Genomic DNA, 11,939 nt, shown 5'->3' with positions numbered 1-11,939 from the left:
ATTAAGAAAATGGCTCAGCCCCATTGGTTCTGCTGCGCTTATTCAATCGGTTCGTATCACGTTATCCTTTACCCGCTCTTGCAAAGCAGCGTTGTCGATTTGATGCACGCTGCCTGTGCCCGCAAGGTCTAGCGCGTGTGCCGCTGCAGCACCCATTGCAATACAAGGTCCCATTACCCGAACGCTGGATAAAGCGGCAAGATCCCCGTCGATGCAGCGGCCAACCGCGACCAGATTGTCAACGTCGGGTGGTGTCAAACTCCCCATTGGCACGTAATGAACATGGTCCTCAGAAAATGCCTCCCAAGCGTAGCCTTCCAGCCGGTCATGAAGCTCAAGAGCCCATCCCGTTCGTGCAATGGCATCCGGGAAACGCCTGCCTGTGCGCACATCGTCGATCGTGAGCTGCTGCCTCCCGACGATCCAGCGCGTTTGGCGAATCCCGGGAAGCCCGTAACTGCGCACGCGGGCATTGCCGAAAGCTTCAGGAAATTCACGCTTTAAAAATTGCACGGTTTTATCAGCCTGAGCCTTTCCTTCGATAGCTTTCGCAGCTGCCGCCACAGGTTCCAACGGTGTCTCCACATGTGTCATGTTCACAAGCGCCGTACCGCGTCCCGGGAAGGCAAAGGCGAAACCATCCCTGCGTATTAGCCCGTAATCCCCGGCCCGTTCCTTAAGCCGTCTTGAAATTTCTTCTCTTTCCGGATACTTTTCTTCGTTGATTCCTTCAACGACCACCATATGGGAACCGTAAACCGTACCCTTCTCCGGCTCACGGCATGGAAGTCCCGCATGCCAAGCCAGAGCCGCATCCCCCGTCGCATCAACGAAAGCGTTTGCAGTCAGGCGTACGTCACCATAACGCGTGGCAAGATCAATATAACGTATGCGTCTGTCTTCATTGCTCACTCCCCGTAAGACGGCGCCAAGAATCAATGTGATTCCCGCAGAATATACTGCATTTTCAATCCAACGGGACAAGGCTACCTCATCATACACAACTGTTGTCCAAAATCCGTTTTTGCGATAATGCAGCGCCCCCGCGGTGCCCAGATCACGGAGAATGTCGTCGGCGATGCCATGGGTCAATTGGTAGCCGTCGCGGCCGTTGGCAAACAGACCGCAAAAGGCACCGATGATCGAGTTTACCGCTTGGCCCCCCAGAGCAGGCAAGCTGTCAACCAAGGCAACGTGGTGTCCCAGACGTGCTGCCTCCAGAGCAGCTGAAACGCCGGCGATACCTGCTCCCACGATACAGGTATCCGCTTTCAATTCCCGCAAAGAACTTCCGGTACCTTTTCGAATCACGCGTGTATCCGTTCTAAATTCCGAATGATTCACCATCATCACTCCTCGTATAGTATGTTTAGAATCTTCTTTTTGAAGAATTTCCAGTTAATCTGCAGTGAAACTATGGTGGACGTAGCCGACCCGCACCGCAGCCCGAAGGGCAAGGAGCGGAAGTCGGGGTCCAGAGAGAAAACCGCTCTTTGACAACTTTAAAAAATACAATTAGGGTCTTGGACTTTTCGTGATGTTCCCAGACAATGAGCTTAGGGTCATTTGGGGAAATTCGTCTCACTCCTGTAGTTCGACTACATCTAAAGTCTGTTTCCCCAGCACTCGTTTGAACTTCTTACCCGCTGGCTGTCCCCTTCGGCAACCCATGCTCGAAGATAGCAGCTTCGAGGCAGCTCATGGACCGAAGGAAGTTCTCATATGCGAGGGTGACTGATCGGCGAGCGCGCTGGGGGCATCCCGAAGAGTCCAATTCCCTAAATCCCGAATCCAGAAGGGAGGGATCACCCTTGAAATTATTTGTCGGTATTGACGTCAGTTCAGAAGAACTGGAAGCGTGTTTCATGAATCCGGAAGGCGATACGCTTGAAACGCTCAAGGTAGAAAACAATCTACACGGTGCCTCGCATCTGCGCGACCGCATCGTGGCTGCTGCGGACAAGCTGCCGGCTTCCGAAATCCATATCGGCCTTGAAGCAACCTCGGTCTATAGCTGGCATCCGGCTATGTACCTGCATGAGGATGCCTCGCTTCAAGAGCGGAAAACCAAGGTGTTCACGATCAACCCGAAGCTTATCAACAAGTTCCGGGAAGCCTACGCGGATATGGACAAGACCGATCGGATCGATGCCTGGATCATCGCCGAACGCCTGCGCTTCGGCCGTCTCACGACGACCATCGTCATGCAGGAGCAGTACATCGCGCTTCAGCGCCTGACGCGCATGCGGTACCATCTGGTTCACAACCTGACACGCGAGAAGCAGTACTTCCTGCAGAATCTGTTCTACAAATGCAATGCGTTTCGTTCCGAAGTCGACAGCTCCGTTTTCGGCCACGCCATCATGGAGATGCTCTCGGAAAAGTTCAGCCTCGATGAGATTGCCGACATGGAAGTCGCCGACTTGGCCGACTATCTCAAGGAGAAGGGAAAGAACCGTTTCCCTGACCCGGAGCATGTCGCCCGCTGCATCCAGAAGGCTGCACGAGCGTCCTACCGCCTTTCAAAGGTCGTAGAGGATTCCATTGATCTGGTTCTCGGCACTTCCATACAGGCCATCCGGAGTATTCAGAGCCAACTGAAAGAGCTGGACAAGGCGATCGAACGCATTCTGGCTGGCATCCCCGGCGCTCAGTGCCTGCGCTCCATTCCGGGCATCGACCGGGTGTACGCCGCCGGCATTCTGGCGGAGATCGGCGACATCGAACGCTTTAGCGATCAGGCCGCCGTAGCTAAATATGCAGGCCTGACATGGCGTAAACATCAGTCCGGGGGCTTTGAGGCCGAAGATACCAAACGCATTCGTTCCGGCAACCGATTCCTTCGTTATTACCTTGTTGAAGCTGCCAACTCGGTGAAAAACCGCGAACCGGAATTCGGCGAGTATTACCGGAAGAAGTACGTTGAAGTGCCTAAGCATCAACACAAACGCGCCCTCGTCTTAACGGCAAGAAAACTTGTGCGTCTGGTCGATGTGCTGCTACGCAACGGCCAACTCTACACGCCTGGAAGGAAGGTGACAACTGCGAAGGATTAACGCCTCCTTTGCCAAAGTCCTTCACGGATTCCCAGTTAAAATCTGGTAATTAACTCGATTTTCGACTGGGTTTAGTTTGGTGTTGCCTTTTTCCCTGAGTCATCGCGTTTTGGGCCAAAATAATTTCCAATTTCCACGAATCAGGGACTTGACATATTACCGCTGGACTTTTTGTTCCTAAGGGATAGTGAGAATTTATCAAAAACCATCCCTTTGTATCAATCTGTTTTTCTTATACAAAATATTGTCAAAACAGATAGGTTCAATTAGTATACATAGTATAAGCTACCATAAATGGTATTTATCATTGTGAAAAGAGCCGGCCCAGGGAGGCCTTATCAGATAGGCCGCGCATTGTGCTCGTAATCGTATATCCCAAATTGCGATAAGGGGTGACCGAGATGGAAATTCATCAGTTGGAATATTTTCTGGCCGTTGAAAAATACCGCAATTTTTCTACCGCCTCACTGGAAATATGCGTATCCCAGTCAACTTTGTCGCAGCAGATCAAGAAACTTGAGGATGAATTGGGAGTCAAATTATTCATACGCTATTCCCGTTCGGTGCGACTAACCCCTGCCGGCGAGGATTTCCTTGTTCATGCGCAGCGAATCGTATCGGAGATTCAACAATCCAGGGAAACGATTCAGAAGTATATAAGTTTTGATAAGGGGAGCATCAAAATTGGTGTGTTTCCTAATATGGCGTGTTTGGGTTTGAACAAAATTATTACCAGCTTTTTTAGAACTTATCCGGGTATTGATTTTGAAATACATACGGCCAATACGGATGATTTGCTGAAGGGGTTACGCGAAAAAAAGGTCAATGTTGCTTTTATTAACTCGCCTTTTCCCAATCATTTTGAAATCGATTTCTTTCCCTTGATGAATGATCATATTGTAATGCTTATTTCCTCCCAACATCCGCTTGCCAATGAATCGTTTGTCGATCTGAGCGATTTATCACGAGAAAAGTTTTTGATGATAAAAACGAATGCCTGGTTTCGTAATACCTTGATTCATGCATGTAACGATGCAGGGTTCGAGCCTAATGTTATTTTTGATACCAACGATGTCGAGATCGTACGAAGTTTTGCGGAAGATGGCGTTGGGGTGGCGCTCATGGGATACCGCGTTGCCCGCTGCATGTCCAACCCTAACAATTCTATTGTGCCTATTAGACAAATGTTTGAACGACAAAGCGGTCTGGCCATTCCAAAATCCACACGGCCGCCTTTGGCTGCCAGTCTCTTCCGGGACTTTACCCTAAAGGAAATGAGCCGGACTTTAAATTCGTGGTGAGCGTGCTGCGGCCCGTCGAAATAAGTTTCACCATTGCCGGGGGACAACAGTCCCCGGCAATGTTCAATAGAGTAGACGTCGATTCTCATGGTTTATTTCCCACCAGCTTCAATGCTTCATCCAGCATTTCAGTGTTAATGATTTCCTTCGTATCCACGGCTTTGGTGATCAGCTTTTCCTTGGCATACCAGTCGATCTGCGTCTTGATATCGTCCACGTTCATCCTGCCGTCAGGGTCAATGAACGACAATGAGCCCATAATAAGATCTTCCTTCTGCCCCGTATATTTGGCCACGATCTTGATCACTTCGTCATAATTCCCTCCTTTTACCCTTTTGCCGTCTTTTTGAGTCAGCACTGCATCGTAATAGTAACGCGCTCCTTTGATATATGCCTTTAAAAAACGGATGCCCGCATCCTTGTTCGTCATGAATTTCGGCGAAAAGAATATTCCCGACGATTGATAGTCGATTTCATCCGCCACCCACGCAAGCACCCTGCCGTAGCCCTGATTGATCGCTATCGAAGCATAGGGCTCACTAAGGATGACGGCATCGGCGTTCTTGCCCCTTAAGGTTTCCATGACACCGCTAGTGGTGTTCATCGGCACCCACTGAACGTCCTTTGTGGTCAATCCATACTTCTCCAATACACGCCCCAGCATGTAATGGTTGGTACTGCCTATCGTAGTGACAGCGGCTTTTTTTCCCTTCAATTCCTCCACCGACCGGTAAGGAGAATCTTTATGCACGATGACTGCGGAGAAAGGGTAGCCCTTCTGTTCCCTTCCTTTGTCGGATACAATAGTCACTTTTTGTCCGGCCGCCATCATGTTGTACAAATCTGCGGTAAAACCGACCCCGCCTACGTCCAAATCGCCCGATACTACAGCCACATTGACGGCATTGGAGGATTCGAACCATTTCACATGAACTTCCAGGTTCTCTTCTTTAAAGAACCCTTTTTCCAAAGCGATAAACAGAGGCGAATTGCTTGTAAACTTAAGCATGCCCATGTTCAAAGAAACCGGTTCGGCTTTAGCCGGCTCTGGTTTGGCCGGTTCTGTCGAGGTTCCCTGGACTTCCTCCCTGTTCCCGCAACCGAAAAACATTGTCACTAGAAGCAAGAGAACAGCAACTGCCGATATGGACCCTTTTTTCACATGATAAACCTTACCCATACCACCACCCCCTAATGAAAGCGCTTTAATAAATTTACTGTAGCTTATGCTTGGGATCCATTCAATCGTTATTAACGATAGCGGTTATTGCTAACATCGATAAAAGGTGACAAAAAAAGCGCGGCGTATCGGACCATAGTTGCGCATCAGGAGTCTGACTCGTTCAATACGCCTGCCGCCGAAGATATTCTATAACTGGATCAGCGAAAGTACGATGCCAACCGCAAAACCGCACAGCGCTCCGTTCACCCGAATCCACTGCAGGTCCTTTCCGACTTTGTGTTCCAGCATGCGTACCAAGGCTACATCATCCATTTGATCCAAATTTTCTTTCACGAGTTGACCGATGCGATAATGATTCGCTTCCACCCATTCAATCAAGTAAGCTAACAAGCGATTTTCCCAAACGGCCATCGAATCCTGTTCGGGATTGAAATTGCGCACGATCCAGCGGTAAGCAGTAATTACCGCCCTGCTGCCCTTCAAACGGTCTTCCTCCAGCTTGTCCAGCCATTGATTGCGGATTTCACTCAAACGCTCATGCAGGAAGACAGCGCCGCGAGCTCCTTCCAATTGGTTTACGATCCATTCCTTCATATTCGCTACAAGCAACTCGTTATCCGCTAGTTGAGACAGTTGGATGCGGATTTCCTGAACAAGGGTCTTCCGGAAAGCATTATCTGTATGTTGGAGACCCCGAATTCCTGAAAGCATCAAGTTTTGGAGGAAGCTGCCAAGCTTTTCTTCATCCATGAAGCCGACAAATGCCTGTAAAGCAAACCCCGTTAAGCCCCCCGCTTTTACTTCGGAGAGCTTTTCGCTTGCGAACTTTCCCAACATCATCCCGGTATCCGGACGTTTCGCCCAGTCGGATGCTTTATGCAGGACGTAATTCAACGCCTTTTCGTCGAATCTGTTCTCGATCACCTTCGTCAGGATGGCATCGGCTGCAGATCCCACATCCGCTCTTCGGATCGCAGCGGCTATTTCCGACTGAAGATAAGGAATCGCTTTCTCGAGCGGCAACCGGTAAACCCATCGGATCAACAGATCCAATAGGCCTACCCGTACCTTCCGTTTGCCAAGCAGCTTAGCCAGAGAGGATGAAGCGAGCTGCAAAAGCTGGAGCTGCCGGAGTTTGTTTTCGATGCTTTGTTTGTTGAGCAGCTCATTTTCCAACGCCAAAATCAAGGATTGGATAATTTTGTCCCTATTCTTAAGGAGTAAGGATGTATGCGGCACCGGTATGCCGAAAGGATGACGGAAAAGAGCGGTCACGGCAAACCAATCCGCAATGCCGCCGACCAAACCGGCTTCAAAGCCGCCTTTCAACAGAGCAACCAAAGGAGTCTCCTGAAGAAATAAAGTGATTAAAAAGCCGCCGGTCATAAAGGCCAATGACAGTCCGGCCAAATATCTTGAGTTCATCTGCGGCCTCCTTCCGGTTATTTATGGAGATGGTAAGGCACTGTAGCGATCACGACGTCTTTATGATTGAATAAGTAAGCCCTTAACAGTAACCCGGTCTGATTATGGAGGAAATAATGCCACCAATGCCTGGTAATGAATTGCGGAATTAATATGGTAATATGATCCGTTTCCCATTTCTTCTCCATCCGTGCGATATCCTCATCGTCAAATCCGACATATACGGCGACAACATGATTGGTTAGAGACTTGGCATAGCTGAGCGAATTCATAACCACCCGGGTAATGCCGGCTACGGGAACGACGATCGTGCTGCCTTTTATCACTGGTTTTTCCTCATCCATGTCGATTCGCAGTTCGTCCGATATGTTCAGGTAGTTATTAAGGAGTTTTGTAAACAAGATCATCACAACAAAAAAACCCTTAAATCTCCAGGAAGAAACTTTACTTATGGTTTCCAAATGTGTTGTTAATCAATCATCCTCCAACCTATCCCGTTTTTAGACAACAAAAAAACACAGAGGCTTGAGCTCTGTGTTTGCCTATCAGCAGACAGCACGTTCAACTCCTCTCTCATACAACGCTTACGAGGTTAGCTGTCGGATTCGGGCTATGAGAGCAGCCCTACGTGCGGAATAAACATGTTCCTGCACGATTCACCCCATGGACATCCAAATATATGTCCTTATTGGTTCCCCCGTTTTCCTGTTTGGAAATTCAGCAAGGTGATATGTTCAATGGTTGAATCTTACACCTTACAGGACAACATTGCAAAGCAAGAAATCGGATAAAACCTTTGCTAGATATAAATTGCTTTGTAAATGAGACGCTTTTATAGATCGCTTTCTTTGTTTTACTTCAAATCTCATGGATTTTCTTTATATTTCAGGATTTTTGCGTTTGCGGGCTGTTGCGGATGCTTGAAAACCAATGGATTGGAGTTGTTTTCCCATTCCTTTTTGTTCCCAGCTGAATTTGAATAAGCCATGGAATAAAGCACATAATAGGGTGCGTATACCAAGTATACCCATGAAAGGGGAATCCTCATGAGAAAAATACTGCAGTGTTCCTTTGTGTTTTCGTTTCTTGTCTTTGTTGATCTTTATGGTGTTGCAGCAGCACAAACCGCACCATTTTCATCGCCGGGAATGCAGGTGGATCAAAGCCATACCGCTTTGGTGATCACAGATCCGCAAAATGACTTTTTAAGCCCGAAAGGTGCAGCATGGAATTTAGTGAAAGACAGCGTTGCTGAAAATCACACGATTGAGAACATTGAATTATTATTAAAAACAGCAAAAAAGAATAAGTTTAAAGTATTTGTGTCCCCTCATTACTATTATCCCTATGACCAAAAATGGTTATTTGGGGGTGCTATGGAACATGTGATGCACGATATCAAAATGTATCAGCGAAAAGGTCCATTATCGCTTGAAGGCTTTCAAGGTTCGGGTGCCGACTTTCTGGATAAATATAAGCCTTATCTAGAAGATGGACAAACCATTATCACCAGTCCGCATAAAATTTTCGGACCCGAAGCCAACGACTTGGTTTTGCAGCTGCGAAAACAGGGAATAACCCGCGTCATTCTTGCAGGTATGTCCGGAAATCTGTGCATTGAATCTCATATGCGCGAACTCATTGAACAAGGATTTGAAGTGGCCGTGGTTCACGATGCCACAGCTTCCGCAAAAATAAACGGCTTGGATGGGGATAAGGCTGCAAAAACCAATTTTCGCATGATTGCCAACGCTTCATGGTCAACCAGGGAGACTATAGAGAAAATGAAATCCATTCAAAGATAAGCCTCCAGTTTGGAGGCTGCCATATCCCGCAGCTAATTTAACTCCGAATTAATATTCCTCTGACAATGGATTGATAAATATGAGGTATTTTAAACCTATATCCAATTGTTGAGGAGGGGTATGATGCGAATTGCTTTATTCTCCGACACCTTTTGGCCCCAAATGAACGGGGTTGCATTGACGTTAAAAAGACTGGTCGAACATCTGGAAAAACGAAATATTTCACTCCGGATTTTTGTGCCCAAATGCACGGAGGAGGATTTTTTCACAAGCAATATCCTGTCTTTTAGCAGCCTCCCCTTCATCCTCTATCCGGAATGCCGGATTGCGCTTCCCAATTATTTCACGATCCACAGCCAGCTCCAGCAATTTCAACCCGACCTGATCCATATCGCCACGCCCTTTAATATAGGGCTTTGCGGACTTTATTATGGGAGAAAATATGCTATTCCTCACGTTGCCTCTTACCATACGCACTTTGACCGCTATCTGAATTATTATCACCTGCAATTCGCCTCTTCCCTGTTATGGCGCTATATCCGCTGGTTCCACCAATCGTGTCTGGCCACCTTTGTTCCGTCCGTTGAAACGGCCGAAAAATTGGAAGAACATGGAATTCGAGACGTGGCCTTATGGAAGCGCGGAGTGGACTGCCGTCTTTTCAACCCCGATAAAAAAACCGGATTGATCCGCGAAAAATATAAGATCGACGAACGTTATATTTTCCTATATGTTGGCCGTTTGGCACCTGAGAAGGATTTGGACATTTTGCTTGAAACGATGAAGAAATTACCCGCTTATGTTAGCGGCAATGTCCGCTGGCTGTTGGTCGGCGACGGCCCGCTGTTGAAAGATTTGAAAGCGGAAGCCCCATCGAATGTTACTTTTACCGGTTATATGAAAGGAGAGAATCTAGCCGAACTGTATGCGTCGGCCGACTTGTTCGTATTCCCTTCCGGCACCGAAACCTTTGGCAATGTGGTACTGGAATCTATGGCATCAGGCACTCCCGTCATCGGAGCCAAAGCTGGCGGGGTACAGGAAATCATTCAACACGGCAAAACCGGCCTGTTATGTCCTCCCCGTAATTCCGATGCTTTCGCAAATGCGATTACATCTATGCTGGAATATCCGGACCGGTTATGGGATTTTGGCCAGGAAAGCAGGCTTTACGCCCTTTCCCAATCGTGGGAAGCTATTTTTGACGATCTCCTCCTCCGATACATTGAAATCCTGAACGCTGACCCCACAAAACGAAAAACCTTTTCCGCTTGATTATAGGGGAGATAAGAAAACGATATGCGGAAATCTCACGGACCTCCCGCGGTCTGTATATTCGACTAAAAAAGGAGCGCTGACCCGAGGTCGGCACTCCTTTATCACCGTTTAGAGGCGGTACCCTTGTTTTATTTACGATTAAGCGGATAAAAAATGACGTCGATCGGGAATGCCGATCCCGAGGCCGGAGAAAATTCCAGATCCAGCGACGGTTCGGTCCCATTCGTCCTGGCAATGATCGTATATCCCTGATAATCCATCATGACGCCCGACGGCGGGGCTTGAACGATTTTGCCATTCACCAGGAACGGACCTCTAAACACGCCGCCGCGCGGAAGAATCAGCACGGACATTTTCGGCGGAGCATCGATATGGATTTTGTAAACCACCCCGTAGTTGCCCAGATTGAGCGCAGGCTTCTGGCTGAAGAAGTCCGTTCCGGTCACAAATTGATCCGACGTGCCGTCGCCGATCGCGAAGCTCGAAGGCCTCCGGATCGAGGAAGCATCGATGTTCCATTGCACTTCCGAACCGCTGAACGTCCCTCGGACATTCCCTTTATAAGCCAATCTCGGGAATACGCCGATCGTATCGAGCCCATCCTCCTGCTCCATCGCTGCGAAAGAAAAATACACCTCACCGTCCGTCTCTACATCATAGAGCACATTCATCCCTTGTCCAGGGTAGAAATCAGGCATGACTTTATAATAAGCCGTTTCGTACGGCCTGAGCACCATCGTTTCCACAGCCCTTTTCCCTTGCAGAAACTCAATCGTCGGTTCATTGCCCATCAGGTTAGCGTAGATCGAAGGGTACACCTCCCCTTGATTGGTCGTCTTGATCGTAACACTGCGGACAGGATCGCTATTTCGTACAATGATGGCAAATTTCATTTTTCGATCCGTACCGTTGACATGGGTTGCATACAACCGGGCTTTCCCGTTGACTTTCTCCTGGTACAAAAAGCCTTTCTCCGTAAACGTCTCCGGACTGTCGCTCACAATCAGAGGACGGTCCGCAGGCTTCTGCTCCTGCTTGGGAATCTGCGGGATGCCGCGCAAATATTTGCGAAGCACCGCTTCTTCCTCCCGGACGTAGGTCCCAACAGGCGCGTAATATACCTTGTGCTCAAACGCATCCAAGTAAGGCTCGTTCTTGACGAGTATATTGCGGGAATACGTATCGCTGACATTGCCAAGGCTGTCTTTTACCGTGAGAGAAACCTTGTACAGTCCCGGAGTGAAAATCGCCTGCGCATTACCGATCCATTGAATGTCTCTTAGTTCCGTTCCCTTCGGATCATAGCTGAGATTGCTGTAATGAATCGGTTCGCCGATCCGGTACGCTTCCTTGTCCACGGTGAATTTGGCAACAGGCTTGACATTCGGCGCCGCATCGTTGGTAAACCGCGTCCGGTTCGCCTCCGGCTTGACATAGCGCAGCTCGACCCGTTTCAGCTCATGATCGACCTTGCCATGAAAAGCAATATATTGCTGCAGCGCGGCCATTTCAATGTACAGCCGATTTCCCTGAAGCTCGGCATCGGTGCCCCACTTGCGGCCTGTACCGTTCTCAAGAACCGTCCGGTCGGCAAGCGAGTACTCCAGATAAGCCTTCGGCGTCGTGATTTGCACCGCCTGCCTGTCTCCGTCCCACTTCACCGGAATGCCAAACCAGTTGTTCAGCTCTGCGGCAGGCAAGTAAATCCTTCCGTCGAGTTCAAGCGTTGCCGCTTGAGCCTGCGTTTTCGATCCGTTGATATAAACTGCCGTACTGCCGGGATAAAGGATCAAGTGACTGTCCTCCGGGGCAGCCGAGGCTTGTCCGCTCACGACCCCTATCGCGATAGCGGCAGCAAATGTCAGCCACAGTTGACGTAATGGTTGCATCA

8 protein-coding genes, 1 pseudogene and 1 riboswitch are annotated in these 11,939 nt (G+C 48.7%); of the genes and pseudogenes, 4 read left to right on the top strand and 5 right to left on the bottom strand.

Annotated elements, in window-relative coordinates; translation table 11 throughout:
- Positions 1–42 precede the first annotated feature (42 nt).
- Complete coding sequence (locus tag EXW96_RS03445; RefSeq protein WP_212741239.1) at positions 43–1,350, bottom strand: FAD-dependent oxidoreductase; 1,308 nt, start codon at positions 1,348–1,350, stop codon at positions 43–45.
- A gap of 461 nt (positions 1,351–1,811) precedes the next feature.
- Here EXW96_RS03445 and EXW96_RS03440 point away from each other — a divergent pair, with 461 nt between their 5' ends.
- A complete protein-coding gene (locus EXW96_RS03440; RefSeq protein WP_074730232.1) occupies positions 1,812–3,056 on the top strand; it encodes an IS110 family RNA-guided transposase in 1,245 nt (414 codons plus the stop codon).
- Positions 3,057–3,457: 401 nt separating this feature from the next.
- Complete coding sequence (locus EXW96_RS03435) at positions 3,458–4,357, top strand: LysR family transcriptional regulator (RefSeq protein WP_174349886.1); 900 nt, start codon at positions 3,458–3,460, stop codon at positions 4,355–4,357.
- Positions 4,358–4,442: 85 nt separating this feature from the next.
- Here the strand turns inward: EXW96_RS03435 and EXW96_RS03430 are convergent, their stop codons facing one another.
- From EXW96_RS03430 to EXW96_RS03420, 3 genes and pseudogenes are all read right to left on the bottom strand, one after another.
- Positions 4,443–5,537: an ABC transporter substrate-binding protein gene (locus tag EXW96_RS03430; RefSeq protein WP_174349885.1), complete on the bottom strand. Its 1,095-nt coding sequence runs from the start codon at positions 5,535–5,537 to the stop codon at positions 4,443–4,445.
- Positions 5,538–5,726: 189 nt separating this feature from the next.
- Positions 5,727–6,965 carry a DUF445 domain-containing protein gene (locus EXW96_RS03425; RefSeq protein WP_174349884.1) on the bottom strand — a complete coding sequence of 413 codons (1,239 nt, stop codon included), beginning with the start codon at positions 6,963–6,965 and terminating at the stop codon, positions 5,727–5,729.
- A gap of 17 nt (positions 6,966–6,982) precedes the next feature.
- Positions 6,983–7,378 (bottom strand): annotated as a pseudogene (locus tag EXW96_RS03420) (amino acid permease); the annotation flags it as partial.
- Between the two features lie 152 nt (positions 7,379–7,530).
- A riboswitch (cyclic di-AMP (ydaO/yuaA leader) is annotated at positions 7,531–7,698 on the bottom strand.
- Between the two features lie 313 nt (positions 7,699–8,011).
- On the opposite strand from EXW96_RS03420, the gene EXW96_RS03415 reads away from it, so the two are divergent.
- Positions 8,012–8,770, top strand: a complete 759-nt coding sequence (locus EXW96_RS03415; protein ID WP_082660732.1) for a cysteine hydrolase family protein — start codon at positions 8,012–8,014, stop codon at positions 8,768–8,770.
- Positions 8,771–8,890: 120 nt separating this feature from the next.
- Entirely contained in the window at positions 8,891–10,045 is a 1,155-nt protein-coding gene (locus EXW96_RS03410; protein WP_309225004.1) for a glycosyltransferase family 4 protein, read from the top strand.
- A 131-nt stretch (positions 10,046–10,176) separates the two neighbouring features.
- Here the strand turns inward: EXW96_RS03410 and EXW96_RS03405 are convergent, their stop codons facing one another.
- The gene (locus tag EXW96_RS03405) at positions 10,177–11,937 is read right to left on the bottom strand and encodes a stalk domain-containing protein (protein ID WP_062408291.1); all 1,761 of its coding nucleotides are present in this window, start codon (positions 11,935–11,937) and stop codon (positions 10,177–10,179) included.
- Positions 11,938–11,939: the final 2 nt, after the last annotated feature.

This window comes from Paenibacillus sp. JMULE4, from assembly GCF_013337105.1.
Classification (GTDB): Bacteria; Bacillota; Bacilli; order Paenibacillales; family NBRC-103111; genus Paenibacillus_G; species Paenibacillus_G naphthalenovorans.
Note: the sequence above shows the minus strand (reverse complement) of the source record. Positions and strands in the feature narration are given on the sequence as shown.